The organism is Nocardiopsis sp. NPDC057823 (assembly GCF_042797335.1).
In the GTDB taxonomy this organism is placed as follows: domain Bacteria; phylum Actinomycetota; class Actinomycetes; order Streptosporangiales; family Streptosporangiaceae; genus Nocardiopsis; species Nocardiopsis changdeensis.
This window is the reverse complement of record NZ_JBHVLR010000001.1, coordinates 527,375-552,232: the sequence shown is the minus strand read 5'-3', so window position 1 is coordinate 552,232 and position 24,858 is coordinate 527,375. Positions and strand designations below refer to the sequence as shown.

General features: G+C 74.2%; 25 protein-coding genes. 8 read left to right on the top strand and 17 right to left on the bottom strand.

What is annotated here, in order from left to right; all coding sequences use genetic code 11:
- The first annotated feature begins 222 nt into the window (after positions 1-222).
- A complete protein-coding gene (locus ACFVNO_RS02575; RefSeq protein WP_378888641.1) occupies positions 223-942 on the top strand; it encodes a TNT domain-containing protein in 720 nt (239 codons plus the stop codon).
- On the opposite strand, the gene ACFVNO_RS02570 is transcribed toward ACFVNO_RS02575, so the two are convergent.
- On the bottom strand, positions 927-2,456 hold the full coding sequence (locus ACFVNO_RS02570) for an MFS transporter (protein WP_378888638.1): 1,530 nt from the start codon (positions 2,454-2,456) through the stop codon (positions 927-929). The two genes, ACFVNO_RS02575 and ACFVNO_RS02570, sit on opposite strands and share 16 nt — an antisense overlap.
- A 71-nt stretch (positions 2,457-2,527) precedes the next feature.
- On the opposite strand from ACFVNO_RS02570, the gene ACFVNO_RS02565 reads away from it, so the two are divergent.
- Positions 2,528-3,097: a TetR/AcrR family transcriptional regulator gene (locus ACFVNO_RS02565; RefSeq protein ID WP_378888635.1), complete on the top strand. Its 570-nt coding sequence runs from the start codon at positions 2,528-2,530 to the stop codon at positions 3,095-3,097.
- A gap of 71 nt (positions 3,098-3,168) precedes the next feature.
- Here the strand turns inward: ACFVNO_RS02565 and purE are convergent, their stop codons facing one another.
- The gene (purE, locus tag ACFVNO_RS02560; protein WP_378889205.1) at positions 3,169-3,669 is read right to left on the bottom strand and encodes a 5-(carboxyamino)imidazole ribonucleotide mutase; all 501 of its coding nucleotides are present in this window, start codon (positions 3,667-3,669) and stop codon (positions 3,169-3,171) included.
- A 26-nt stretch (positions 3,670-3,695) separates the two neighbouring features.
- A complete protein-coding gene (locus ACFVNO_RS02555) occupies positions 3,696-4,853 on the bottom strand; it encodes a 5-(carboxyamino)imidazole ribonucleotide synthase (RefSeq protein ID WP_355256451.1) in 1,158 nt (385 codons plus the stop codon).
- A 184-nt stretch (positions 4,854-5,037) separates the two neighbouring features.
- Here ACFVNO_RS02555 and ACFVNO_RS02550 point away from each other — a divergent pair, with 184 nt between their 5' ends.
- A complete protein-coding gene (locus tag ACFVNO_RS02550; protein ID WP_355256448.1) occupies positions 5,038-5,496 on the top strand; it encodes a GtrA family protein in 459 nt (152 codons plus the stop codon).
- Positions 5,497-5,500: 4 nt separating this feature from the next.
- On the opposite strand, the gene ACFVNO_RS02545 is transcribed toward ACFVNO_RS02550, so the two are convergent.
- Positions 5,501-6,709, bottom strand: a complete 1,209-nt coding sequence (locus ACFVNO_RS02545; protein ID WP_378888631.1) for a CPBP family intramembrane glutamic endopeptidase — start codon at positions 6,707-6,709, stop codon at positions 5,501-5,503.
- Positions 6,710-6,920: 211 nt separating this feature from the next.
- On the opposite strand from ACFVNO_RS02545, the gene ACFVNO_RS02540 reads away from it, so the two are divergent.
- Positions 6,921-8,054, top strand: a complete 1,134-nt coding sequence (locus ACFVNO_RS02540) for an Mrp/NBP35 family ATP-binding protein (protein WP_355256442.1) — start codon at positions 6,921-6,923, stop codon at positions 8,052-8,054.
- A gap of 66 nt (positions 8,055-8,120) precedes the next feature.
- Here ACFVNO_RS02540 and ACFVNO_RS02535 read toward each other — a convergent pair whose 3' ends face one another.
- The 4 genes from ACFVNO_RS02535 to sigE all read right to left on the bottom strand — a co-directional run bounded on the left by ACFVNO_RS02535 (position 8,121) and on the right by sigE (position 12,081).
- A complete protein-coding gene (locus ACFVNO_RS02535) occupies positions 8,121-9,158 on the bottom strand; it encodes a S1C family serine protease (protein ID WP_255647058.1) in 1,038 nt (345 codons plus the stop codon).
- Between the two features lie 639 nt (positions 9,159-9,797).
- The gene (locus ACFVNO_RS02530; protein WP_355256436.1) at positions 9,798-10,841 is read right to left on the bottom strand and encodes a transcriptional regulator; all 1,044 of its coding nucleotides are present in this window, start codon (positions 10,839-10,841) and stop codon (positions 9,798-9,800) included.
- The gene (locus ACFVNO_RS02525) at positions 10,838-11,494 is read right to left on the bottom strand and encodes a zf-HC2 domain-containing protein (protein WP_355256433.1); all 657 of its coding nucleotides are present in this window, start codon (positions 11,492-11,494) and stop codon (positions 10,838-10,840) included. The genes ACFVNO_RS02530 and ACFVNO_RS02525 overlap by 4 nt, the downstream gene beginning before the upstream one ends.
- Positions 11,491-12,081 (bottom strand): RNA polymerase sigma factor SigE, encoded by a 591-nt coding sequence (sigE, locus tag ACFVNO_RS02520; RefSeq protein ID WP_220564939.1) that lies wholly within the window; start codon positions 12,079-12,081, stop codon positions 11,491-11,493. Before sigE ends, ACFVNO_RS02525 begins: the two co-directional genes overlap by 4 nt.
- 325 nt (positions 12,082-12,406) lie before the next feature.
- Between sigE and ACFVNO_RS02515 the strand changes: the two genes are divergently transcribed.
- The gene (locus ACFVNO_RS02515) at positions 12,407-12,997 is read left to right on the top strand and encodes an O-methyltransferase (protein WP_220565544.1); all 591 of its coding nucleotides are present in this window, start codon (positions 12,407-12,409) and stop codon (positions 12,995-12,997) included.
- Positions 12,998-13,241: 244 nt separating this feature from the next.
- Here ACFVNO_RS02515 and ACFVNO_RS02510 read toward each other — a convergent pair whose 3' ends face one another.
- The 7 genes from ACFVNO_RS02510 to ACFVNO_RS02480 form a co-directional block, all read right to left on the bottom strand.
- Positions 13,242-14,732, bottom strand: a complete 1,491-nt coding sequence (locus ACFVNO_RS02510) for a leucyl aminopeptidase (protein WP_355256429.1) — start codon at positions 14,730-14,732, stop codon at positions 13,242-13,244.
- A gap of 266 nt (positions 14,733-14,998) precedes the next feature.
- Positions 14,999-15,166, bottom strand: a complete 168-nt coding sequence (locus tag ACFVNO_RS02505) for a DUF3117 domain-containing protein (RefSeq protein ID WP_220564937.1) — start codon at positions 15,164-15,166, stop codon at positions 14,999-15,001.
- Positions 15,167-15,544: 378 nt separating this feature from the next.
- A complete protein-coding gene (locus ACFVNO_RS02500; protein WP_355256426.1) occupies positions 15,545-16,147 on the bottom strand; it encodes a hypothetical protein in 603 nt (200 codons plus the stop codon).
- Between the two features lie 361 nt (positions 16,148-16,508).
- Complete coding sequence (locus ACFVNO_RS02495; RefSeq protein WP_355256423.1) at positions 16,509-16,979, bottom strand: hypothetical protein; 471 nt, start codon at positions 16,977-16,979, stop codon at positions 16,509-16,511.
- A 61-nt stretch (positions 16,980-17,040) separates the two neighbouring features.
- Positions 17,041-17,835: a TIGR00730 family Rossman fold protein gene (locus ACFVNO_RS02490; RefSeq protein WP_220564934.1), complete on the bottom strand. Its 795-nt coding sequence runs from the start codon at positions 17,833-17,835 to the stop codon at positions 17,041-17,043.
- Positions 17,836-17,949: 114 nt separating this feature from the next.
- The gene (gene dapE / locus ACFVNO_RS02485; protein WP_220565543.1) at positions 17,950-19,014 is read right to left on the bottom strand and encodes a succinyl-diaminopimelate desuccinylase; all 1,065 of its coding nucleotides are present in this window, start codon (positions 19,012-19,014) and stop codon (positions 17,950-17,952) included.
- A 187-nt stretch (positions 19,015-19,201) separates the two neighbouring features.
- The gene (locus ACFVNO_RS02480; protein ID WP_220564933.1) at positions 19,202-20,038 is read right to left on the bottom strand and encodes a 2,3,4,5-tetrahydropyridine-2,6-dicarboxylate N-succinyltransferase; all 837 of its coding nucleotides are present in this window, start codon (positions 20,036-20,038) and stop codon (positions 19,202-19,204) included.
- A gap of 188 nt (positions 20,039-20,226) precedes the next feature.
- Between ACFVNO_RS02480 and ACFVNO_RS02475 the strand changes: the two genes are divergently transcribed.
- Positions 20,227-21,096, top strand: a complete 870-nt coding sequence (locus ACFVNO_RS02475) for a hypothetical protein (protein WP_355256419.1) — start codon at positions 20,227-20,229, stop codon at positions 21,094-21,096.
- Positions 21,097-21,172: 76 nt separating this feature from the next.
- Here ACFVNO_RS02475 and dapC read toward each other — a convergent pair whose 3' ends face one another.
- Positions 21,173-22,279 (bottom strand): succinyldiaminopimelate transaminase, encoded by a 1,107-nt coding sequence (dapC, locus tag ACFVNO_RS02470; RefSeq protein WP_378888620.1) that lies wholly within the window; start codon positions 22,277-22,279, stop codon positions 21,173-21,175.
- A 168-nt stretch (positions 22,280-22,447) separates the two neighbouring features.
- Complete coding sequence (fdxA, locus tag ACFVNO_RS02465; RefSeq protein ID WP_220564930.1) at positions 22,448-22,768, bottom strand: ferredoxin; 321 nt, start codon at positions 22,766-22,768, stop codon at positions 22,448-22,450.
- Positions 22,769-22,954: 186 nt separating this feature from the next.
- On the opposite strand from fdxA, the gene ACFVNO_RS02460 reads away from it, so the two are divergent.
- Together ACFVNO_RS02460 and ACFVNO_RS02455 are read left to right on the top strand one after the other, a co-directional pair.
- The gene (locus tag ACFVNO_RS02460; RefSeq protein ID WP_378888615.1) at positions 22,955-23,212 is read left to right on the top strand and encodes a hypothetical protein; all 258 of its coding nucleotides are present in this window, start codon (positions 22,955-22,957) and stop codon (positions 23,210-23,212) included.
- Between the two features lie 238 nt (positions 23,213-23,450).
- Positions 23,451-24,806 (top strand): hypothetical protein, encoded by a 1,356-nt coding sequence (locus ACFVNO_RS02455; protein ID WP_355256412.1) that lies wholly within the window; start codon positions 23,451-23,453, stop codon positions 24,804-24,806.
- The last annotated feature ends 52 nt before the right edge of the window (positions 24,807-24,858 follow it).

Sequence of the window (24,858 nt, the reverse complement as noted above, 5' to 3'; positions counted from 1 at the left end):
CGCCCGTACCGCCACGGGGGCGCTCCCCCCGTACTCGCTTACCACGTGCCGGTACGCCCCCTACACAAAGGGCCGGGACCCCGCGGGGTCCCGGCCGTCGCCGTTCCCGGTCCCGCCCCGGACGCGACCCGGATACGACACGGCCGTGTTTGACTACTCTCCGTACGCATTCCATGACGTTCGGCCGCGGGCCGTGCGTCGGTGACGAACGGAGTCCGACCGGTGAACTTCCGCCTGGCCGCGGGGGCGGCAGCCCTGGCCCTGCTCGCGGGGGCCGCCCCCGCCCACGCAGCCCCCTCGCCCTCCTCCGGGGCCCCGGCCCTCCCCGCCGACTGCCCGGTGCTCGACCCGCCGCCCACCGCCGAGGACCTGGAGAGGTACCTGTGCGGGGACCGCCGCCTGGGCCCGGCCGAGCTGCCCGGTCAGGGGCCGGTCGCGGAGCTGCTGGAGGACTACGACCGGCTGGGAGGGCTGTCCCCGGCCGGGTTCATCGACCGGTGGTGGGGGCCCGACGGCTGGGAGTACCCGGACCACATGGGCTTCGAGGTGGTGGACGGCGAGCCGGTCACCGAGATCACCGTCCTTCCCGAGGGCTGGATGCTGGACCGGTTCGGGTCCGCCCGGGGCACGTTCCTGGCGCCGGCGGGCGCCCCGTACGCGCAGCGGGCGCTGCCGCCGGACTCGCTGAACACCTGGCCGGACGGCCCCGAGAACAACTACACCTGCTTCGAGGTGTCGGCGGAGCTGACCGTGCTGACCGGCCCGATCGCCCCGCACTTCGAGCAGCCGGGCGGCGGTGGGCAGGTGCTGGTCCCGGCCGGGGAACTGCCCGAGCCGGTCGAGGGCGAGTACGCCCGCGTGAACGAGCTCCTCGACCTGGGCTACCTGGAGAGCCGCCCGGTCGAGGAGTGCGTGGCGTTCCCCGGCTACACGGTCTCCTGAGCCCGCTCCCCCGGGGCCGGCTCCCCGGTGCCCGGGGGGAGGCGGCGCAGGGCCACGGCCACCACCGCGGAGACGGCGGCCAGGACCGCGGCGCCGGTGAGGGCCGCCGTGGTGAACCCCGAGGTCTGCGCGGCGAAGGCGAGCTCCAGCAGGGCCCCGGGGTCGGGCGCCGCGGGGGCCCCGGCCACCGCGGCGGCGACGGTCTCGGCGGCCGGGCCGGTGGCGCCACCGGCCAGCATGGCGTCGCGGTAGACGCCCGCGGCCGCCGTGCCCAGGACCGCGATGCCCAGGGCCGCACCGAACTCGGTGCTCGTCTCGGAGATGCCGGCCGCCGCCCCCGCGCGCTCGGGCGGGGCGGAGGCCAGCACCAGCGTGTTGGCCAGGGTGGCGACCACGCCGACGCCGAGGGTGATCACGGTGTACCCCGCGATGAGCACCCACAGGGAGGTGTCCGCCTCCAGGGTCGCGACGGTGCCGAAGCCGGCGGCGCCCGTCGCCAGGCCGCCGGCCATCAGGAACCCGGGGCGGACCCGGTGGGCGAGGGTCCCGGCCAGGACCGCCCCCAGCAGGGTGCCGACGAAGACGGGAAGTGAGGACAGCGCGGCGACGAGGGGGCTCAGGCCGTGGACCGTCTGGAGGAAGGTGAAGGTGAGCGCGCCCATCCCGGCGGCGGCGAAGGAGACCGCGGTGTTGCCGCCGACGGCCGCGGCGAACGTCGGGCGGGCGAACAGGTCCACGTCGATGAGCGGGTGGGCGGAGCGGCGCTGGCGGACGACGAACAGCACCAGGAACAGGGCGCCCGCCGCAAGCGAGGCGGCCGCGTAGGGGTCGGTCCCGTGTTCGGCGAACCGTTTGACCGCGTTGACCAGGCCCAGCACCGCGGCCAGCGAGGTGGCCGCGCCGAGGAGGTCGAATCCGCCGGGGCGGGGGTCGCGCGACTCCGGGATCAGGAACGGGGCGCCGGCCAGCAGCAGCGCCATGAACGGCAGGTTGACCAGGAACACCGAGTTCCACGGGAAGAACTCCAGCAGCGCCCCGCCGAGGACGGGTCCCAGGACGCTGCCCCCGGTGAAGGCGACGGTCCAGGCGCCGACCGCGGTGGCCCGCTGCCGGGGGTCGGCGAACAGGGAGCGGATGAGGGACAGCGTGGAGGGGGCGAGGGTGGCGCCGGCGGCGCCGAGCAGGACCCGGCCCGCGATGAACCAGCCGGCGCTGTCGGCCAGGGCGAGCAGCGCGGAGGCCGCGCCGAAGAGCGCGGCGCCGGCGAGCAGGAGCCGGCGGCGGCCGATCCGGTCGCCGAGGGAGCCCATGGCGACCAGGAGGCCGGCGAGGACGAAGCCGTAGACGTCCAGCATCCACAGCCACTGGGTGGCCGTGGGGGCCAGGTCCTCGGCGATGGCGGGTGCGGCCACGAAGAGGATCGACAGGTCCATGGACACGAGCAGGGCCGGGATGAGCAGGAAGGCCAGCCCGGCCAGGGCGCGCGCGGCGCGGGGAGGAGGTTCGGTCGCCATGGCTTTGATCGTACGTACGTCAAAATCTCGCGTCAATATGTACGTACGTCTAAAAATGCTAGGCTGCGCCCATGAGTCAACGTGAGGACCTGCTCGCCGGAGCCCGGCGCTGCCTGGTCGAGAAGGGCTACGCCAAGACCACCGCGCGCGACATCGCGGCCGCCTCGGGCGCGCACCTGGCCTCGATCGGCTACCACTTCGGCTCCAAGGACGCGCTGATGAACGCCGCGGTCCTGGAGGCCAGCGGCGAGTGGGGCGACGCCTTCACGCGGGCGGTCCGCGCCTCCCGGGCCGAGGCCCCCGAGGACCGGATGCGGGTCCTGCTCACCTCGCTGCTGGAGACCCTCCCCGAGCAGCGCGACCTGCTGGTCTCCAGCGTCCAGGCCTTCAGCCAGGCCCAGTTCGACGAGTCCATGCGCGCCGCCCTGGCCGCCGGGATCGACGAGGGCCGCCGGGAGCTGGCCGCGCTCGTCCTGGACCTCCCCGCGGACGCGATCGACCCGGCCGTCGCCGCCGGGGTGGGCTCCGTCCTCTACAACCTCGTGGCCGGCTACGTGCTCCAGTACCTGATGGACCCCGGCTCCCTGCCCACCGCCGAACAGGCGCTGGCCGGACTGCGCGCCCTCACCGCGTCCTCCTGAGGGGCCGGGCGGACCGGGGACACGGCGGCGCCCCGGCGCCCGAGCGGGCACCGGGGCGCTCGGCCTCCGGCCTACAGGCCGAATCCGGTCGGCCGGGAGCCCTCGGCGACCTCGCGGCGCAGCCGCTCGCCCTTGGCGTGCGCCTGCTCGCGCAGCTCCACCTGGAACTCCGCCATCTTCTCCGCCAGCGCGGGGTCGTGCGCCGCCAGCATCCGCACCGCGAGCAGGCCCGCGTTGCGGGCGGCGCCCACGGCCACCGTCGCCACCGGCACCCCGGCGGGCATCTGCACGATGGACAGCAGCGAGTCCATCCCGTCCAGGTACTTGAGCGGCACCGGGACGCCGATGACCGGCAGCGTCGTCACCGAGGCCAGCATGCCCGGCAGGTGGGCGGCCCCGCCCGCCCCGGCGATGATCGCCTTCAGGCCCCGGCCCGCCGCGTCGGCGCCGTAGGACACCATCTCGTGCGGCATCCGGTGCGCCGACACCACGTCGGCCTCGAAGGGGACGCCGAACTCGCGCAGGGCCTCGGCCGCCTCCCGCATCACCGGCCAGTCGGAGTCCGAGCCCATCACGATGCCCACCACGGGGTCCTTGCTCACTGGTCGTCTCCTCGCAGGTAGTCGGCGGCGGCGCGGGCCCGCTCCAGCAGGTCGCGGTGGTCGTCGCCGGTCACTGTCACATGCCCGATCTTGCGGCCCGGACGCACGTCCTTGCCGTAGAAGTGGATCTTGATCTCGGGGTCGGCGGCCATCACGTGCAGGTAGCGGCGGTAGACCTCGGGGTCCTCGCCGCCCAGCAGGTTGGCCATGACGGTGTAGGGGGCGTTGGTGCGGGGCGAGCCCAGGGGCAGGTCCAGCACGGCGCGCAGGTGCTGCTCGAACTGGGAGGTGCGGGCGCCCTCGATGGTCCAGTGGCCGGAGTTGTGCGGCCGCATCGCCAGTTCGTTGACGACCACGCCGTCGGCCGTCTCGAACAGCTCCACCGCGAGCACGCCGGTGACGTCCAGGGCGTGGGCGATCTCGATGGCCAGCTGCTGGGCGCGGGTGGCCTTCTCCTCCGGCAGGCCCGGGGCCGGGGCGATCACCTCGTGGCAGATGCCGTCGCGCTGCACGGTCTCCACCACCGGGTAGACGGCGACCTGCCCGTGCGGGGAGCGGGCCACCTGGACGGCGAGTTCGCGCTCGAACGCGACCTTCTCCTCCACCAGCAGCGGGACGCCCTCGGCCGCGGCGCGCTCCACGACCCCGGCGGCCCCGGCGGCGTCGTCCACCACCCAGACGCCCTTGCCGTCGTAGCCGCCGCGGGCGGCCTTGAGGACCACCGGCCACCCGGTCTCGGCGGCGAACGCGGTGACGTGCTCCGTGGAGGAGACGGCGCGCCAGCGCGGGGCCGGGGCGCCCAGCTCGGTCAGGCGGGTGCGCATGCGGAGCTTGTCCTGGGCGAAGCGCAGCGGGTCGCGGCCCGGGCGCAGCAGGCCGCCCTGCTCCTCCACCGCGCGCAGCACCGGCTCGGGGACGTGCTCGTGGTCGAAGGTCACCACGTCGTTGGCCTTGGCGAAGGCCAGGACGTCGTCGAGCCCGCGGTCGTCGCCGAGGGTGACGTTCCCGCACACCAGGGCGGCGCTCTCGGCGGGGCCGGTGGACAGGATCCCGAAGTCCACCCCCAGTGCGATCGCGGCCTGGTGGGTCATGCGGGAGAGTTGCCCCCCTCCCACCATTCCCACGCGGGGGACGGTGCGGTTACGCTCGCTCACAGTTCCTCAACTCATCTGCTCGAACCGCGGTGACGGGACGGCTCCGCGCACGACGGAGCCTGGCCGGAACGGCTCGGAACCCGCGGCCGGGGTTGCTCCTACCCCCGGTCAGAAGTCTAGGGTGTGCCCGGGGCCCCGCCCGAGCCGCCCCGTCACCCCAGGTGATCCCCGTTCCGGAGGCCCCGTGCGCGCGTTTCTGACCCGGCATCCGCGGCTCGCCGCGCTCATCGCCCAGCTGGGCAAGTTCGGCTCCGTGGGGGCCGTGGCGTACGTGGTGCAGCTGGCCGTCACCAACCTCCTGTGGGAGACGGCGGGGATGGCCGCGCTGCCCGGGCAGGTCCTGGGGACGCTGGTGTCGATCGCGGTGGCGTTCGTGGGGAACCGGTTCTGGACGTTCGCCGACCGGGCCCGGACCGGGTACGGGCGGGAGACGCTGCTGTTCCTGGCGATGAACGGGGTGGGGCTGCTCATCCAGTTGGGCTGCCAGGCGTTCTCGGTGTACGTGCTGGGGTTCGACGACCCGCTGTCGCGCAACATCGCGGGCAACGTGGTGGGCGTGGGGCTGGGCACGCTGTTCCGGTTCTTCTCCTACCGGACGTGGGTGTTCCCCGAGCGGCCCGCCGAGGTCCGGGAGAGCGCCTGAGGGGTCAGGCCGCGGCCAGGCGGCCCACGCCCGCGCGGCGCGCCGCCCGGCGCACCAGCAGGACGTAGAGCCCGGTCTGGGCGGCGGTGAGCACCAGCACCAGCGGGGTCCCCGTCCCCGGGGCCAGGCCCGCGCCCAGGACGACGCCGGTGCCGATGGCGGCGATGCCGCCCGCCAGGACGGTGAGGGTGAACTGCACCAGCGCGGCGACCACGTGCAGGCCGATCGCCGCCTCCAGGCCGCCGGTGCGCCAGGTCAGCCAGGACAGCGCCAGCCCGAGCACCGCCAGGGCGGCGATGGTCCAGGGCTGGTCCTGGTGGGTGGAGGCGTACATGGCGGGGAACAGCGTGCTCCCGGCCAGGATCGCGGGCCAGGGCGAGCGCAGGACGCGGGCGACCGGGCCGGAGCCCCGGGGCTCGTCCGGGCGGGCGCCCAGCGCGCCCACCAGCTGCATGACCAGGCCGCGCAGGGTGAGTTCCTCGGCCAGCGACTGGAACGGCACCAGCAGGACGATGACCGCCAGCGCGGCGACCAGGACCCGGCCGCTCCCCGCCGCCCCGGCCGTGACCGGGACCGCGTCGAACCGGTCGGCCAGCAGGACGTAGGCGGCCGTGCTCAGCACCACCGGGGCGACCGCCAGGGCCGCGCAGCGCAGCAGCCAGCGGGTGCGGGTGCGCCCGGCCACCGACATCAGCGAGCCCACGCGGCGCCACTGCACCACCCGCACCAGGAAGACGACGATGGGGATGAACAGGGCCGAGCTGAGGAGCCCGAAGGCGAGCCCGGCGATCTCGCCGACCTTCACCGACTCCGGGGCCAGGCCGCTGCCGCCCAGCACCGCGACCAGAGTGACGGCCAGCGCCATGGCCACCCACAGGAAGAACATCAGGACGCCGAGCACCATGAGAGTCAGCAGCGGCGTCCACCAGCGGTACCACGAGGTCCGCCCGAGCCTGTGATAGGGCTCACCCTTCGGTGCCGCGGCGGGGGCGTACGGGTGCGCCCGTTTGGTCCGCACCGGGCTCGGGGGCGGCCATGCCCACACGCCGTGGCCGGCGTTCACCGCGGGATGCCCCTCGGGCGGGGTCAGCCGCCCTCCCCCGGGCGGCCCCGCCCAGGTCTGCTCCTGGGCATGGGTCCGCGACGCCTGCCCCTCCTGCCCCTGCGGGGCGGCGGGCCAGGACGAACCCGGCGGTGGCGGAACATTTCCCATCGTGCGCTGAGATTACTATCCGGCCATGTATTGCCTGCGTTAAGTCCGTGCCGTTATCGGCCGGTCACGGTGCGGATCCGGTCGGGCCGCCCGGGAAGGGCATGCGGGCCCGGCATGGAATAGCGGGGCGAACCCCCCTCGTTGGAATGAACGGTCCGTTGTGGCAGACCACGGACCGAGTACCCCGTCCCGCTGACCTACGATTGAGCACATGTCCTCCACACCAACCACCGATCAGGTGCACAAGGCCCTGGCCACGGTGCAAGACCCGGAGATCCGCCGTCCCATCACCGACCTCGGAATGGTCAAGAGCGTCGACATCGGCGACGACGGTTCCGTGCACGTCGGCATCTACCTGACGGTGGCCGGGTGCCCCATGCGTGGCCGTATCGAGAAGGACGTGACCGAAGCGGTGACCAAGGTCGCCGGGGTCACCTCCGTGAGCGTCGAACTCGACGTGATGAGCGACGAGCAGCGCAAGGAGCTGCAGACCAAGCTGCGCGGCGGCCAGGCGGAGAAGGAGATCCCCTTCGCCAAGCCGAACTCGCTCACCAAGGTCTTCGCCGTCGCGTCCGGCAAGGGCGGGGTGGGCAAGTCGTCCGTCACCGTCAACCTCGCGGCGGCCATGGCCGCCCAGGGGCACAAGGTCGGTGTCGTCGACGCCGACATCTACGGGCACTCGGTGCCCCGCATGCTCGGCGCGTCGGACTTCCCGACCAAGGTCGAGGACATGATCATCCCGCCGACCGCGCACGACATCAAGGTCATCTCGGTCGGCATGTTCACCCAGGGCAACACCCCGGTGGTGTGGCGCGGGCCGATGCTGCACCGCGCCCTCCAGCAGTTCCTGTCGGACGTGTACTGGGGCGACCTCGACGTCCTGCTCATGGACCTGCCCCCGGGCACCGGCGACATCGCCATCTCCGTGGCGCAGCTGCTGCCGACCGCCGAGCTGCTGGTGGTGACCACCCCGCAGCAGGCCGCCGCGGAGGTCGCCGAGCGCGCCGGCTCCATCACCGCCCAGACCCACCAGCGGGTGGCGGGCGTGATCGAGAACATGTCGTACTACGAGCACGGCGGCGAGAGGATCCCCCTCTTCGGCGAGGGCGGCGGGCAGACCGTCGCCGACGCCCTGGGGCGCACGCTGGGCACGAACATCCCGCTGCTGGGCCAGATCCCGCTCGACACGCGCCTGCGCGAGGGCGGCGACGAGGGCAGGCCGCTGGTGCTGACCGACCCCGACGCCGAGGCGTCCAAGATCATCGACTCGATCGCCGACAGCCTGGTGGGCCGCCCGCGCGGCCTGGCCGGGATGCAGCTCGGCATCTCCCCCATGCGCAGGTAAGAGGGCGGGGAGGACGTGGGGAGGCCCCCGGGTGCGCGCACCCGGGGGCCTTCGCCGTTCCCGCGGTCAGTCGCTGGAGTCGAGGGTGATCGTGGTGACCTCGGTGGTGCCGCCGCGCTCGTACTCGGCCTCGACCTCGTCGCCCGGCGAGCGGTCGCGGATCATCGCCAGCAGCTCCTGGCCGGAGTTGACCGTGCGGCCGTCGAAGCGGACGATGACGTCGCCCGAGCGCAGGCCGGCCCGGTCGGCGGCGCCCCCGGACTCGACGGAGTCGACGGCCGCCCCCGCCAGGGTGCGCTCCACGTCGATCTCCGCGCCGAGGTCGGCGTAGGTGGCCTCGCCGTCCTCGATGAGCCGTTGCACGACCCGCTCGGCCTCCACGGAGGGGATGGCGAAGCCCAGGCCGATGTTGCCGGCGCTCTCGCCCGCGTAGCCCATGGTCACGATCATCGAGTTGACGCCGATGACCCGGCCCTGGGTGTCCACCAGCGGCCCGCCGGAGTTGCCGGGGTTGATGGCCGCGTCGGTCTGGAGCGCGTAGAACCGGCTGGCGTCGGGACCGTCGCCGGAGGTCACCGGGCGGTTGACCGCGCTGATGATGCCCTGGGTGACGGTGCCCGAGTAGCCCAGGGGCGCGCCGATGGCGATGACCTCGTCGCCCACGATGACCTGCTCGGAGTCGCCGAACTCCAGGGGCTCCACGTCGATGGGCTCTTCGAGGGAGAGCACGGCCAGGTCGGAGCTGGGGTCGGCGCCCACGACGGTGGCCGGGGAGAGGCTGCCGTCGCTGTACTCGACGAGGATGCCGTCGTCCTCAAGCTCGGAGGAGACGTGGTCGTTGGTGACGACGTAGTCGCCCTCGATGATGAACCCGGAGCCGCCGCCCATGATGCTCCGGTCGGCGCTGCGGATGGACACCACGCTGGGGCTCACCCGCTGCGCGACGCCCGCGATGGTGTCGGGGTCGCGCTGGGGCGCCTCCGGCGGGGGCTCGTTCATGGTCGGGCCCTCGGCCTGGGGCTGCGCCTCCTGGGCGGTGCCGCCCGCGAAGACCCCGCCCGCCACACCGCCGACGCCGCCCGCGACCACGGCGACGACCAGCATGCCGCTGAGCGCGGCCCACAGGGGGACGCCGCGCTTCTCCCGTCTCTGCGCGCCCGCCGCCGCGTACGCGTACGGCCCGGCCGGGTCCGCCCCGGCGGGGTCGCCGGGGACTCCGCCCGGGGGGCCGCCGGGAACGCCGGGGCCGCTTGGGCCGCCGGGAACACCCGCGCCGAAGGACGCCTGCTGCCCCGTCGGGGCCGCGAACCCGGGCCCGGGAGGCGCCGCGGGGACGTGGGGGTCGCCGGCGCCCGCGGGCACGCCGGGGGCGTTGGGGTCGCCGGTGCCGAAGGACGCCTGCCTGCCGGTGGGCGCGCCGGGGCCGGGGGTGCCCGGGGCGGGGGTTCCGGGGGCGGGCCGTCGGCCGGTGGGAGGGTGTCCGGGTGCGGGTTCGGGGGCGCCGAAGGGGGGACGGCCCTGGGGATCGGGGTGCATGGGTTCTCCACTGCCGGGAGGCGAAGCGTGGGGGCGGTGAGCGGGGAGCGGACGGCCCGACATCGGTTCGGGGGCGCCGAAGCCGGGGGGCGCGCCCCCCGGCGGGGTCGGCCGCCCCGGGCCGCTCCCCTGTTCCGAACGGCCGTTTTCCTCAGTCAAGACCTGCTCCGTGTGTCGCTGTGGCTTTCGGTCGGAGGCGGCGGGGACCTACATCAGCCCCAGGCGCGACAGGCCCCGGTGGACCCGGGACCAGAAACCGGAGTCGTCCGGACCCGGCAGGGCCGTCACCGCCGAGGCGGTCAGGTCCTCCGGTGCGTCGGCCAGGACGGTGTAGACGAACCCGTCCGCCTGCCACATGCCGTGGTACCGGCCGCCCTCGCCGCCGAAGATCGTGTCATGTTGTGGTGTGACGCCCGTTCCCCCGGTTCCGGTTCCGACGGATCCGCCGCGGACCCCGGTCCGGGCGTCCTCCTCCAGCTTCCCACGTTGGGAGAAGACCGACACCTGCGACAATCCATCCGAATACACCGCGTGGACGACCCTCTGTCCGGCGTGGACCGTGCCGCGCGCGTCGATGAGGCTCAGGTTCCAGGCCAGGTTCTCGGGCAGGGCCCAGCCGTCCGCGCGCAGCTCCTCGCGCTCGTCCGGGGTCAGGACGTCGCCCCACGGGGAGTCCTCGGTGGCCTCCTCCGGCCAGTGCCGGTCCCCCGGCTCCAGGTCGGTCAGCCGGAAGCCGAGCACGTCCCGGCCGTCGCGCTCGTACACCGAGCCGCCCACCAGGACGCCGGTGTCGGCGTCCACCCAGAACCGGCCCGCGACCGTGCCGTTGGCGCGGACCGCCTCCACCGTGTGCGCGGGGCGGCCGTCCACCTCCTCGATCCCGGCGTCGGCGACCGTGTAGACGCGCTCCAGGGTGGTGAGCAGCCGCTCGTCGAGCTCCTTGAACGGGTCGTCGGCCACGAAGGGGACCGAGTCCCCGCTCATCGGGATGAGCGCCACGCCCTCGCCCGGCCGGACGACCACCCGGGTGGGCGGGGCGCCGTCGCCCGCCTCCCCGGTCATCTCGCGGACCGCGGTGTAGGCCACGCCGGCGGCGGCCGAGCGGCGCAGCACCGCCATGCCGTCGTCGGGGCCGTCCCCGGGCACCGCGTCGGCGCACGGGTGGGCGCCGCCGGTCAGCAGCAGGCAGACGAGCACCACGGCCGCGACGGCGGCCGGTACCGGGTGCGCGGAGGGTCCCCCCGCGCTCACCGCGTCGGCAGATCCGGTCCGGGCCCGGAGTGGTCCGGGAACGGCGGGGTGTCCACGACCGGGATGACCCGGCCGGTCACCGCGTGCTCGACCGCGAAGTCCGACAGGCGGGGCTCCACCACCGGGGCGTCGCCGGTCTCTCCCCCGGCGACGAACGCGCCGCCCAGCAGGACCGCGGTGACCGCGGCCCCCGCGACCGCGTAGCGGCCGCCGGGGAGGGTGGGGAACAGGTGGGAGAACCGCTCGCCGCGGCGGCGGGTGCGCCGCTCCGGGGCGACCACGGTCTCCTCGGGGATCATCGGGGCCGCAGGCGGGGTCGGTCCCGGGTCCGGGAAGCCGCCGAGGGGGCGGGAGGAACCCAGAGGCGGTCGGGCGCCGAAGCCCGCGCCTCCGGTCGGCGGCTCAGAAGGGCCCCGGTCCGGACCTCCGGGGCCGTCCCCCCGGGACAGCCCCACGAGGCGTCCCATGAAGTCGAGGTCGGGCTCGGGCTCGCCCAGGCCGTGCAGCCGGCGCTTGAGGCGGCGCATCATGTCCGCCTCGAACCGGCAGCTCTCGCACTTGGCCAGGTGGATGAGGGCGCTCTCGTGGTCGGCGGGGCCCAGTTCTCCGTCGATGAGCGCGGAGAGCCGCTCCCCCAGGTGTTCTCTGCTCACTCCGCCTCCCCGTTGTTCTCGGCGGCGGCCAGGGACCGCCGGTGCTCCAGGGCGCGGCGCAGCTGGGCGCGGCCCCGGTGGATACGGCTGCGCACGGTGCCGAGTTTGACGCCGAGCGTCGCGGCGATCTCCTCGTAGGAGAGGCCTTCGATGTCACAGAGGACGACGGGGGCGCGGAACTCCGCGGGCAGCGCGTCCAGGGCGGCCTGGACGTCGGCGTCGAAGTGCCGGTCGTCGTAGCGCTGGGCGGGCGAGGGCTCGCGGCCCTCCAGGCGCTCATCGGCGTTGTCGGCCAGGCCCTCGAACCGGATGCGGGCCTTGCGCCGGGCCATGTCCAGGAAGAGGTTGGTGGTGATGCGGTGCAGCCACCCCTCGAAGGTCCCGGGGGTGTAGTTGGCGAGGGAGCGGAAGACGCGGATGAAGACCTCCTGGGTGAGGTCCTCGGCGTCGTGCTTGTTGCCGGTCAGCCGGTAGGCGAGTCGGTACACCCGGGGGGAGTGGGTGCGGACGACCTCGTCCCAGCTCGGCGGTTCCCATGCCTCGAACTCCGCGGCAGGGCCGGATTCTGGCACCGCTTCTCCCTTCATCCCGTCGAAGCGCTCGGGCAGTGAGCTCGGGGGGAGTCCTGCTTCGTGGCGATCAACGTACGTTCCTCCCGGTTCAACGCCGAGGAGCGCCGATTAAGTTCCCGCCGCCACGCTCGGTCCGTCCACCGGATCACGTTAGGCTTTCCCTGGGCCGTGACCCGATCGCGATCATCCTTCCACGGTGGGTGACCCTGCGCCGGTCGGACGCCCCGGCCACAGTTCCCACAGACCATCGCAGCTGGAGGGCGTCATCACCGGCGTGGAAGAGACAGCGGCCCGGCTCGGCTGGGTCCGCACCGAGCAGGAGCGGTTCGAGCAGGAGGCCCTGCGGGACGACGCTCTCGCCGACGCCTACGACGCGGCGGCGGGATCGCTCGCCCCTCCGGTCGATCCGTCCGCGGGGTCCGCCCTGCGGTTCCTGGCCGCCTCGATCGGCGCCCGGTCGGTGGTGGAGATCGGGACCGGGTACGGCGCCTCCGGGCTGTGGCTGCTGCGCGGTATGGCGCGCGAGGGCATCCTCACCACCATGGACTCCGACTCCGTCCACCTGGACCACGCCCGGTCGGTGTTCTCCCGCGCCGGGTTCGGCGCGGGGCGGGCCCGGCTGATCCGCGGCACGGCGGCGGAGGTGCTGCCCCGGCTCACCGACGGCGGCTACGACCTGGTGTTCGTCGACGCCGAGCGGCGCTCCTACCCGGCGTTCCTGGACGAGGCGCTGCGCCTGCTGCGGCCGGGCGGCATGGTGGTGCTGCACGGGGTCCTGTCCGGCCCCGGCGGCCCCGACGGCCCGCTGCGCGCCCCGGACCCGGCCGAGACGGCGGTCCGCGAGGTCATCGGGCGCATCCGCGAGGACGAGGCGTTCATCCCGCTGCTGATGCCGCTGGGCGAGGGCCTCCTCGCCGCCATCCGCCGCTGACCGGGCGGCCCCGGAGGCGTCCGCCGCCCGGGGACCGGGGCCGGCCCGGGGGCACGGACCGGAGGCACGGAGCCGGCGAGGGGCCGACGCGCGGCGCGCGTCGGCCCCTCGTGCGTGCTCCGGTCCCCGGCTTCGCCTCGGGCCGCGCCGCGGCGCCCGGAGGGCGGGGCCCCCGGCCCTGCGCGGCCGTCCCCGTTCCCCGGATGTCCGCTCCCGGCCTCCGGTGCCCCGCGGGCGCCTTCGGTCAGGCCCCGGCGAGCCAGCGCAGCAGCGTGCGGGTGGCGAACGCGGTGCCGCCCCGGGTGAGGATGCCGTTCTCCTTCATGGACCGGCCCGGACCGGCGATGTCCAGGTGGGCCCAGGGCAGGCCGCCGGTGAACTCGCGCAGGAACAGGGCCGCGTCGGTGGCGCCCGCCGGGCCGAACTCCTTGCGGGTGCCGATGTTGGCCAGGTCGGCGACCCGCGACTTCGTGGTGGGGACGTACTCCTCCGTGAGGGGCATCCGCCACAGCGGCTCGCCCGCGGCCTTCCCGGCCTCGGTGATCCGCTCGGCGAGGGCGTCGTCGGTGCTGTACAGCGCCGCGGTGCCGGTGCCCAGGGCGACCTTGGCGGCGCCGGTGAGGGTGGCGACGTCCACCAGGGTGTCGGGCCCCAGGCGGTCGACGGCGTAGCCGAGCGCGTCGGCCAGGACCAGGCGGCCCTCGGCGTCGGAGTTGAGCACCTCGACGGTGGTGCCGGAGTAGGTGGTGAGGACGTCGCCGATGCGGGTGGCGTCCCCGGAGAAGGCGTTCTCGGCCAGGGCCAGCAGACCGGTCACCCTCACCGGCGCGGACACGGCGGACAGCGCCGACAGCACGGCCAGCACGATCGCCGACCCGCTCATGTCGGTCTTCATCAGCGACATGTTCTCGTTCGGCTTGAGCGAGAGGCCGCCGGTGTCGAAGGTGATCCCCTTGCCGACCAGCACGACGTGCGGGGCGTCGGGGTCCTGCGGGGTGTAGGAGACCTGGACCAGCCGGGGCGGCCGGGACGAGCCCCGGCCGACGGCCAGGATGGCGCCGAAGCCCTCGTTCTCCAGGTCCTCCTCGTCCCAGACCCTGATGTCGAGCCCGGACTCGGCGGCGACCTCGCGGGCGCGCTCGGCCATCCAGGCGGGGTCCTTGGTCTGGGAGGGCGTGTTGATGAGGTCGCGGGCCAGGGCGGTGGCGCGGGCCAGGACGACGCCCCGGGCCAGGGCCTCGGCGGGGGCGTCCCCGACGACGTCGATCGCGGGGGCGGGGCGCTGGGCGGCCTCCGGCTCCGCGGTCTTCAGCGTGAAGGTGTAGGAGGCCAGCAGCGCCCCCTCGGCGAAGGCCGTGGCGGCGGCCCCGTCGGCGAGGGAGGCGGGCCACGCGAACGCGACGCGCTCGCGGCCCCGAGCGGCCCGGGACAGGGCGGCCCCGGCCTTCCGGAGGTCGTCGGGGGAACCCGATCCGACCCCCAGGAGGGCCAGTCTGGCCAGACCCTGGTCCCGGGACACCGGGAACTGGACCGACTCACCGGCCTTGCCGGTGAGCGAGTAATGCGTGAACAGATCGGTGAGCGCGGCCGGGAGCGCCCGGCCCAGGCCGCCCTCCTCGACCCCCTGGACCGCCGCCGGGCCTTCGTCCGCCGCCTGCACGGGGAGGACGAGGAGGTCGGCCGCGGTGTCGTCGAGGGTCCCGGTGACGGGGTTGATCTCCGTGGCGAAGGGCACAGGTCGCTCACAATCGTTCACTCGTTGGGAGGTGTGACCACCTCGGGGGTTTCGGGGCTCATCCGGCCCGGGGTGGGGGACGGTGGTGCCGGTGCCGGCCGTGTTCTTCGAACCCCCGCTCCGCTCCGGCCCGTGGTCGGCGCCCTCGGAGGGCAGGGGACCTCGGCCCCGTGTCGCGGTCCTCGGACCGCTCCCCGGGAGCCTCCGGAGCCCCGCCGGCGCCTCGCGGACCCCAGCGGCACGGGAGGGCGTTCAAAGAACGGGTGCTAGCCGACGACGCCCTGGAGCGCGTCCCGGAGCTCGGTGGCCTCGTCCGGGGTCAGCTCGACGACCAGGCGGCCGCCGCCCTCGAGCGGAACCCGCATGATGATGCCGCGACCCTCCTTGGTGACCTCCAACGGCCCGTCACTGGTCCTCGGCTTCATTGCCGCCATGCCATTCCCCTTTCTCGTGTTCCTCGCGGGTGGCCGGGCCACAGCACCGACGCCGATCCGCTGGGTCCGTCTCGGCTCCGAAACCGTGGGCCGGTTCCGTGCGACTCGCGCCCGTGTGACTTAAGGGGCGTGAATCACTCTTCGACCATTATCTCGGAGGTTCGCCCCCGTGTGTGCGACGTACCACGGCGCCCGAGGACTTCGCGCACACTGGCCAACGAGGAATCGTCGGTCAGTAAGGTTATATCGGTCCTAGCCGAAACCCCGCGAGAGCGTGGGGAGCCGACCGTTCTCCTCCCCCTCACGGGGCGCTTGAACCGCACCGGACCGGCTTTTCCCGATAACGATGCCGCCCCCTCGGCGGGGCGGCCCGCGGCGTCAGGAGCCGTCGGAGAGCAGGCCGGTGGAGACCATCCGGGTCCCCTCCCGGGTGACGGAGGACCACTCGGCGTTGAGCCCGCCCGCCACGGGCCAGACGGTCAGCTCCGCCGCGTCGACGCAGCGCTCCTCGGGGTCGGCCGTCTCGGTGTAGGTGTAGACCCGGCGGTCGTTGTCGGTCGCCGTCAGGTCGAGCGTCCCGGAGCAGGTGAAGGTGGTCCAGGCGGTGCTGCCGCGCTCGGCGCCCTCCTCGATCCGGACCTCGGCGTGCCAGTCGGCGACGTGCGCGCCCTCGGTGTCGACCTGGGTCATCTCGCCCGCCCAGGAGCCGACGAAGTCCTCCGCCGGAACGGCGGCGTCCGGAACGTCCTCGGCGTCCCCGCCGATCAGCGCCCACGCGGCGGCGGCACCGCCCGCGACGAGCAGGACCGCCGCCGTCCCGACGGCCAGCCCGGTGATCCGGCGGCGGCGCCGGGCACTGCCCTGGACTGCGCGGGGCGGCGACCACAGGGACACCTGCTGCACGGGAACGGCGGAGGTCGACGGCGCGGCGGCGCCGTTCCGGTCCTCGGCTCCCGACTCCAGCTCGGCTGCTGCGTCCATCCTCGACATCCTCACAAAGAATGCGCCCGCTCCAGGGGTGGGGCGGGGGTACACGAGTACAGCGACCGAGGATAGAGCACACGAACACGGCGGATCCGCCCGAGAAGGACGGCGGCCGTGTGATGCACGACATACCGGGACCGGTCCGCGGGCGGACGCCCTCCGCCCCCCGAACCCGCCGACTAGGACCTGTTCCTTGGATGTCCTCCTGCGCCGCCGGGGGTTCGTGAGGCGCCCGGCGGGGTTCTGGAGGCCCGGAGGAGACATCCTCGAGGAAAGCCTGTGGCCGCAGGCCGTCCGTTGAGGGCGGTGGCGGGCGACGGGCGGGCCGCAGCGCAGCGGAGGTTCAAAAGAGCACGGACTAGGCGGACTTGTCCGCGGTCGCGGCGACCGTGTCGTCCCCGGCGGCGCCGGCGTCCCGGTCCGGGGTGTCGTCCCCGGCCTCGGGGCCCCCGGAGTCCTCGGCATCGGGGGCGTCGCCGGGCAGGTGCGAGCCCGGCGTGGGCCCGGTGCCCTGCGGGACGTAGGACGGGTCCAGGCGCGACAGGCGCCACTCCAGGTCCTCGATCCGCGCCTCGCGGTCGCGCAGGGTGGCGGTGAGCCGCAGCAGCAGCTCGTCCACCGCGCGCACGTGGTAGCCCCACATGGCCAGCGGCAGCAGCAGGCGGCCCAGTTCCACGGACTTCACGGGGCGGTCGGCGGACAGGTCGAGCGGGGGGTAGTCGGCCTCGAACCGGGCGAGGCGCCCGCCCTTGCCGAGCACGACGTAGACGACGCCGACGAGCACGGCCAGCGCGGCCGCGGCGACCAGGAAGAGGATGAGATAAGGCACGGCTCCGATCGTGCCACACCCGGCCGCCCCGCGGGAGCCGCGGGCGGCCGGGAGGCGGGCGTCAGGAGCCGTCGGTCCGCGCGCGCTCCTGCTCGTCCTGTTCGCGGGCGATGTCGAGGTGCGCCTTCCGGATGATGTCCACGACCTCGTCGGGATCGTCGACCACCTGGACCAGGTCCAGGTCGTTCGGCTTGATGAGCCCGTTCTCCAGCAGGCTCTCCCGGACCCACTTCTCCAGCCCGCCCCAGAACTCGGAGCCGACCAGCACCACCGGGAACCGGGTCACCTTGTTGGTCTGGACCAGCGTGGCCGCCTCGAACAGCTCGTCCAGGGTCCCGAACCCGCCGGGCAGGACCACGAACGCCTGGGAGTACTTGACGAACATGGTCTTGCGCACGAAGAAGTAGCGGAACGTCATCCCCATGTCGATGTAGGGGTTGAGGGACTGCTCGAAGGGCAGCTCGATGCCCAGCCCCACGGACAGCCCGCCCGCCTCCTTGGCCCCCTTGTTGGCGGCCTCCATCATCCCGGGGCCGCCCCCGGTGATGGTGGCGTAGCCCGCCTCCGCGAGCCGGGCGCCCATTTGAACGCCGAGGTCGTAGTAGCGGGTGCCCGGCTTGATGCGGGCCGACCCGAACACGCTCACCGCCGAGGGCAGCTCGGAGAGCAGGCCGAAGCCCTCCACGAACTCCGACTGGATGCGCAGCACCCGCCAGGGGTCGGTGTGCACCCAGTCGGCGGGGCCTCGCCGGTCCAGCAGCCGCTGGTCGGTGGTGGTGCCCGGGATCGACTCGCCGCGGTAGGTGAGGGGCCCCGCGTTCCTCACCTGCTCGTTTCCATGTGCTTCTTCCGTCATGGCCTAAAGCTATCCGCGCCGGGCCGGATCACACCTGAACCGGGTGTGGACCGGTGGTGGCCACTGGCGGCCATCTCCCTCCCGGGAGGGCGGACCCGTCCCGGACCGGACGGGTCAGCGGGCCCCGGTGAGCCAGGCGACCATCCGCTCCTCGGCCTCGCGGATGCGCGGGATCTCGGCGTACTCGTCGCGGGTGTGGGCGAGCGTCGGGTCGCCGGGGCCGTAGTTGACCGCGGGCACCCCCAGCTCGGAGAAGCGCGACACGTCGGTCCAGCCCAGCTTGGCCCGGGCCCGCCCCTCCCCCACCGCGTCGACGAACGCGGCCGCAGCGGGGTGGTCCAGGCCGGGCCGGGCGGGGGCGGCGGCGTCGGCCAGGCGCACCTCGAACCCGTCGAAGACCTCCCGCAGGTGCGCCTCGGCGTCGGCCACGGACAGGTCGGGGGCGAACCGGTAGTTGACCTTGACCACGCACTCGTCGGGGATGACGTTGCCGGCCACCCCGCCCTCGATGAAGACGGCGTTGAGGCCCTCGTGGAAGCGCAGGCCCTCCACCTCGGGCTCGCGGGGGGTGTAGGCGCGCAGCACGTCCAGGACGGCCCCGGCGCCGTGGATGGCGTTGACGCCCATCCAGGAGCGGGCGCTGTGGGCGCGCTCGCCCCTGGCGACGACCTCGACCCGCATGGTGCCCTGGCAGCCGCCCTCGATGACGCCGTCGGTGGGCTCCATGAGGATGGCGAAGTCCCCGGCCAGCCACTCGGGGTGGTTGCGGGACAGGCGCAGCAGGCCGTTGCGCTCGGCGTCGACCTCCTCGTTGTCGTAGAAGACGTAGGTGACGTCGTGCACGGGCTCGGCGACCAGGGCGGCCAGCCTGAGCTGGACGGCGACCCCGGCCTTCATGTCGGAGGTGCCGCAGCCGTAGAGGCGGTCGCCGTCGACGTGGGAGGGGACGTTGTCGACGATGGGCACGGTGTCGATGTGGCCGGCGATGACGACGCGGCGCTCGCGGCCCAGGTCGGTGCGGGCGACGACGGCGTCGCCGTCGCGGGTCACCGTCAGGTGGGGCAGCGCCGACAGCGCCCGTTCGATCCCGTCGGCGAGGATCTTCTCGGTGCCGCTCTCGGAGCGGATGTCCACGAGTGCGGCGGCGAGGTCCGCGACGTCCGAGGTCAGGTCGAGCATGAGGGCGTCCCCGTCTTCCATGGTCGTGGTGCGCGGCGCGGGCGGGCACCGCAGGGCGTTGCGGCTCACCAGCCTAGGGCGTGTCCGGTGGGTGCCCTCGTGCGGCTCGGCGCCCGCGCCGAGCGCGGGTGAACGGGGCGGGGCGCCCCCGGTGGGAGGGCGCCCCGCACGGACCGGGGTCCGCGGGTCAGGCGTTGACGCCGTGCTCGCGGAGCAGGTCGTTGAGGGCGAGCTTGTCGTGCTCCTGGCCCTCGGCGAGCCGCTTGAGGACGAGCAGCACCGGCATGCCGAAGTCGCCGCCGGGGAAGCTCTTGACCCGGTTGGCGGTGACGCACACCGACCAGGCCGGGGCCTCGCCGCGGGCGAGCTCCTCGCCGGTCTCGGCGTCGAACACGCGGGTCGACGAGGTGAGGATGGTGCCCGCGCCGAGCTTGGCGCCGGTGCGCACCCGGGCGCCCTCGACGACCATGCTGCGCGAGCCCAGGAAGGCGTCGTCCTCGATGATCACCGGGGAGGCCTGCGGCGGCTCCAGGACGCCGCCGACGCCCACGCCGCCGGACAGGTGGACGTTGCGGCCGATCTGCGCGCAGGAGCCGACCGTGGCCCAGGTGTCGACCATGGTGCCGGAGTCGACGTAGGCGCCGATGTTGGTGAAGGACGGCATGAGCACGACGCCCGGGGCCAGGTACGAGCCCCAGCGGGCGATGGCGCCGGGGACGACGCGGACACCGTCGAAGCGGGTCTTCAGCGGCATGCGGTCGTGGTGGTAGAAGTCGCCGACCTGCGACTCCTTCATGTCCAGGACCTTGAAACCGAGCAGGATGGAGCGCTTGGCGCGCTCGTCGACCACGACCGCGTCGGTGGCGGGGTCGACGAAGGCCACCCGGGCCTTGCCCTCGTCGATCTGGTCGATGGCGGAGGTGATGATCTCGCGCGCCTCGGTGTGGCCCGGGGTCAGTTCGGAACGCCGCTCCCAGAGTTCGTCGATCCGGTCGGGCAGCGGGCTGGAGTAGGAGCTGGTCATGGGTTCCACGTTAGTAGTCCTCCGGGCGTCCCGGGGCCCCGGGCTCCCCCGTCGGCGTGCCCGGGCGGCCTCGGTCGGAGCACGTCCGGGGCCGCGTTGACTACAATGCGCCCGAAGCGCCGCACGGCCTGTCTCCCCGGCACGGCGCGGACCGCCTCGTCCCTTGTTGCCTAGCCGATGGTCCTCCGTTGCCAAAGCGCCGTAGATTCTCCGCGTTCGTCAAGATCCTGTTCGCGCTGTTCGTCGTGTGTGGGGCCCTCGTCGCCGGGGGCTACTACGTCATGACCAGCGTGGACCCGATCACGACCGAGCCCGAGCCCGAGACCATGTGCCGTCTGGACCTGTCCGACGGCAAGTACTCGATGAAGGTCGAACAGGCCGTGAGCGCGACCACCGTCGGCGGGGTGGCGTTCAGCATGGACCTGCCCCCGGAGGCCGTGACCGTGGCCTATGCCACGGTGTGGCAGGAGACCGCGTTCTACAACCTGGAGTACGGCGACCGGGACTCGCTGGGCCTGTTCCAGCAGCGCCCCTCGCAGGAGTGGGGCGACCCCGAGGACATCCTCGACCCGGTGTACTCCAGCCGCGCCTTCTACGACGCCCTGGTGGAGGTCGAGGGCTGGGAGACCAGGCCGGTGTTCGAGGCCGCCCAGGCGGTGCAGCGCAGCGCCGACGGCTTCGCCTACGACCAGCACGAGAAGCTGTCGCAGCGCATGAACGAGGTGTTCACCGGCACCCGCGGCCCGGCGCTGACCTGCTGGTACGACCGCGAGACCCTGGAGTCGCTCACCTCGGGCGAGGCCGACGTGGCGGGCGCGGAGCAGGAGCTGGCGCGTGTGTTCGGGGTGGAGCCCGCGGCACTGGCGGACACCCCCGAGGCGGCCACCGGCGACCGGGGCTGGGCGATGGCCCTGTGGGCGGTCGCCCACGCCCAGGAGTACGGGCTGACCTCGGTCGCCTACAACGACCGCGTGTGGCGCGCCTCCGACGGCACCGGGGACGCCGCCGAGTGGCAGACCGGCGTCTCCGACACCAGGGGCGTCCTCGTCCTGGAGTGACCCCCGGTGTCCCGGGGCGTCCCGGCCGCGCCGGGGACGGCGGGCCGGGACGCCCCGGAGGCGTACGCGGCGCGGGTCAGGCGGACAGGCGCGCGACGGCGGCCCCGACGCGCTCGTCGGTGGCGGTGAACGCCACGCGGACGCTGTCGCCGCCGGCGGGCCCGTAGAACTCGCCCGGCGCCACGAGGATGCCGCGCTCGGCCAGGTGCTCCACCGCGCCCCAGGCGTCGTGGTCGGGGTGGGAGGCCCACAGGTACAGCCCGGCCTGGGAGTGGTCGATCCGCCAGCCGGCGCCGGTGAGGGCGGCGCGCAGCCGGTCCCGGCGGGCGCGGTAGCGCTCCTTCTGCTCCAGGGCGTGCGCGTCGTCGTCCAGGGCGGCGCCCATGGCGGCCTGGACCGGGGCGGGCACGATCATCCCCGCGTGCTTGCGCACCGCCAGCAGCTCCTGGACCAGGGCCGGGTCGCCGGCGACGAACGCGGCGCGGTACCCCGCGAGGTTGGAGCGCTTGGACAGGGAGTGCACCGCGAGCAGGCCCTCGTGGGAGCCGTCGCTGACGTCCGGGTGCAGGATCGAGACCGGGGCCTCGCCCTCCCAGCCCAGGTCGAGGTAGCACTCGTCGGAGGCGACGATCGCGCCGCGCTCGCGGGCCCAGGCGACGACCTTGCGCAGGTGCGGCACGCCCAGGACGCGGCCGGTCGGGTTGCTCGGCGAGTTCACCCACAGCAGCCGCACCGGGGCCGGGCCCAGGGCGGTCAGGCCGTCGGCCGCCACCGGGGTCGCCCCGGCCAGGCGGGCGCCGATGTCGTAGGTGGGGTAGGCCAGCTCGGGGTGGACGACGGTGTCGCCCGGCCCCAGGCCGAGCAGGGTGGGCAGCCAGGCGACGAGCTCCTTGGAGCCGACCGTCGGCAGCACGCCCTCCTCCGGGACGCTCACACCGTGGCGGCGCTCCAGCCAGCCGGTGATGGAGGCCCGCAGCGCGGGGGTCCCCCAGGTCAGCGGGTAGCCGGGGCTGTCGGCGGCGTCGGCCAGCGCGGAGCGCAGGCCCGGCGGCACCGGGTCCACGGGGGTGCCCACGGACAGGTCGACGATGCCGTCGGGGTGATCCGCGGCGATCTTCTTGTACGGGGTCAGCCGGTCCCACGGGAAGGTGGGAAGCCTGTCCGTCACGGGCCGCCGGGTCATCTCGCGTCTCCATCGGGTCGTCCGGGCCGTCGCGGTCCGGGGCTGGGCTTGACACGCATCGCGCCGACCCTCCCGGGACGGGGGGATCGGCGCGATGGCGGTGCGGTCGCGCGCGGGGACGTCCTCTGCGCCACGGAGACGCACCGGCGCGGACCGGAAGGGGCCGGGCTACTCCGCCTGCGGCGGCAGCTTGGCGACGAGGGGGTGGTCGCGGTCGATCTTGCCCACCTTGGAGGCGCCGCCCGGGGAGCCGAGGTCGTCGAAGAACTCGACGTTGGCCTTGTAGAAGTCGGACCACTGCTCGGGCAGGTCGTCCTCGTAGTAGATGGCCTCGACCGGGCAGACCGGCTCGCACGCACCGCAGTCAACGCACTCGTCCGGGTGGATATACAGGCTGCGCTCGCCCTCGTAGATGCAGTCCACGGGGCACTCGTCGATGCACGCCTTGTCCATCACATCAACACAGGGCTGCGCGATGACGTAGGTCACGTCGTACTCCTTGATCTCACCCCCGCGTTCCCACGGGGGAGGCGGGGACCTCGCAGAGGAGCCGGTCGGCGCGGTCCGGCGTGCGGGCGCCCAGGACCCTGCTCCCGGCCTCTGCGAACGATTGGCACAGATGTCGTGGTCCTAGTATGGCGGCGAAGGCGAGTCGTCGCACATTCGGGGGGCGCGTTGCACATGGCGGGCCGCCTGGTCCACCGGATCACCCGGGAGGACACGGGCAGCAGGGTCTCCGTCCGAATCCACCTCCCCGACGGGGGTTTCACCGATATCGTCGGGGTGCTGGAGTCATGGGACGGCGGCGTACTGATCGTGCGCCGGCGCGACGGCCGTCAGGCGCGCGTCGAGGAGTCGTCCATCGCCGCCAGCCGTGTCGTCCCCGACGCCGCCCCGCGGCGGCGCGGCGGCGCCCCCGGGCGCACCCCCTGAAGGACGCCCGGCGGCGGCCGACCTGCCCGTCCGCGGTGTGCGCCGGGCGAACGCACGTGCATGTCGCGTCCGCCCGGAGGCATTCTTCGGCCCCACCGGGGTAGGACAGGCTCAGTCCCGACGGCCGCCCCCTGCCGTCCGCGACCACGCAGCACCGCGAAGTACCGCGCCCCCGACGGCACCCCCCGGCGGACACGCGGGCGCCAACCACGGGGTTTCGGGGAGGTCGGCGCCGTCCATGGGTGAAGCAGTAGCGTCCGCGCTCGCCGAGCTGGCCCGGCGCGACGGGCGGTCGGCGGAGATGGCCCGGCAGGCCCTGGACACGCTGGCTCCGGGCAACGACCTGGAGGGCCTCAACCAGCACGCCGTCCAGCGGTTCTGCTGGTTCGAGCTGCCCGCCCGGTTCTCCCGGGCCGACCGGGAGCCCGCGCTGCGCGCTCTGGGCTCGCTGTTCTCCCTGCTCCAGCTGCACCGGTACGCGCAGATCTGCGCGGCCCCGGCCACCGCCCACCTGCTGTCGGCCCACGAGAGGGACCACGGCGCCGGGGTGGCCGTGTACGAGCGGCTGATGTGGGAGTCCGGGGTGGAGCCGCCGGACCTGCCCGAGCTGACCTGGGGCACCGTGGTCGGCGACGCCGAGATCCGGGCCCGGCAGGAGACCGCCTCGGCGCTGGAGCTGGCGATCGTCCTGGGCGACGTGCGGCCCGGGAAGCAGGGCTGGCGCCACGCCCAGGAGCGGTTCACCCGCTCCTTCCTGACCCGGCCCGACGACCGCGGGCTCAGCCACCTGGACCGGATCCGCGAGGAGCGGGTGCGGGCCTGGCTGTCCTCGCCCGCCCACCCGCACCGCAGGCACCTGTGGCCGCTGGTGGGCCGGATCATCGCCGGCGCCGACGTGCCGCGCACCGCCGACGCCGCCATGGCCCCTCTGCAGCGGCTGCTGGACCTGGCCGAGGACGGGATCGCGCTCACCCAGATCGGCTACATCTCCCCCGGGGTGGTGCGGTCGATGTGCGAGGACTTCGGCTGGCGCACCTCCCCCGAGCCGCCGCGCAGCGAGACCGACGCCACCCAGCTGATCGCCCTGCACCAGATGATGCGGGGGATGCGGGTGGTGCGCAGGTCCGGCCGCCGCCTGGTGCTGACCCGGCGCGGGCGCCAGCTGCGCGCCGACCCCGAGGAGATGTGGCGGGCCGCCACCGAGACCCTGTGCCGCACCGGCGGCCCCGAGCAGGCGGCCGCGGAGACCCTGCTGGGCATGCTGCTGTCGCGCACCCCGCAGGGCAGCGGCTCGCACTCCCGGCGCGGGGAGTCGGACATGATCGCCGCCGAGCAGCTGCTCACCGGATCCGGGTGGACGCCGCCCGAGCCGCAGAGCCCGTCGGGGCGGCACGCCGCCTCGCACCGGCGCACCGCCGAGGCCGCCTCCGACCAGGTGCGCGCCATGGTGATGTCGGTGAGCTGGCTGCTGGACGCGCTGGGGCTGCTCACCGAGGACGACGGTTGCGGCCACCGGGAGCTGACCGCCGCCGGGCGGGTGTTCGCGCTGGCCAGCCTGCACAAGTCGGCGGTGGCGCCGCGCGCGGTGGTCTGACCGGCGGCCCGGCGGGAGGGGGCCGGAACGGCGCACCGCTGCCGGGCACCCG

Coding starts and splice junctions, on each gene's coding strand:
- ACFVNO_RS02570 (WP_378888638.1), bottom strand. CDS start 2,456: ATGGCGACCGAACCTCCTCCCCGCGCCGCGCGCGCCCTGGCCGGGCTG.
- ACFVNO_RS02565 (WP_378888635.1), top strand. CDS start 2,528: ATGAGTCAACGTGAGGACCTGCTCGCCGGAGCCCGGCGCTGCCTGGTC.
- purE (WP_378889205.1), bottom strand. CDS start 3,669: ATGGGCTCGGACTCCGACTGGCCGGTGATGCGGGAGGCGGCCGAGGCC.
- ACFVNO_RS02545 (WP_378888631.1), bottom strand. CDS start 6,709: ATGGGAAATGTTCCGCCACCGCCGGGTTCGTCCTGGCCCGCCGCCCCG.
- ACFVNO_RS02540 (WP_355256442.1), top strand. CDS start 6,921: ATGTCCTCCACACCAACCACCGATCAGGTGCACAAGGCCCTGGCCACG.
- ACFVNO_RS02535 (WP_255647058.1), bottom strand. CDS start 9,158: ATGCTGGTCGTCGCCGTGGTCGCGGGCGGCGTCGGCGGTGTGGCGGGC.
- sigE (WP_220564939.1), bottom strand. CDS start 12,081: ATGAAGGGAGAAGCGGTGCCAGAATCCGGCCCTGCCGCGGAGTTCGAG.
- ACFVNO_RS02505 (WP_220564937.1), bottom strand. CDS start 15,166: ATGGCGGCAATGAAGCCGAGGACCAGTGACGGGCCGTTGGAGGTCACC.
- ACFVNO_RS02500 (WP_355256426.1), bottom strand. CDS start 16,147: ATGGACGCAGCAGCCGAGCTGGAGTCGGGAGCCGAGGACCGGAACGGC.
- ACFVNO_RS02490 (WP_220564934.1), bottom strand. CDS start 17,835: ATGACGGAAGAAGCACATGGAAACGAGCAGGTGAGGAACGCGGGGCCC.
- dapE (WP_220565543.1), bottom strand. CDS start 19,014: ATGCTCGACCTGACCTCGGACGTCGCGGACCTCGCCGCCGCACTCGTG.
- ACFVNO_RS02480 (WP_220564933.1), bottom strand. CDS start 20,038: ATGACCAGCTCCTACTCCAGCCCGCTGCCCGACCGGATCGACGAACTC.
- dapC (WP_378888620.1), bottom strand. CDS start 22,279: ATGACCCGGCGGCCCGTGACGGACAGGCTTCCCACCTTCCCGTGGGAC.
- ACFVNO_RS02455 (WP_355256412.1), top strand. CDS start 23,451: ATGGGTGAAGCAGTAGCGTCCGCGCTCGCCGAGCTGGCCCGGCGCGAC.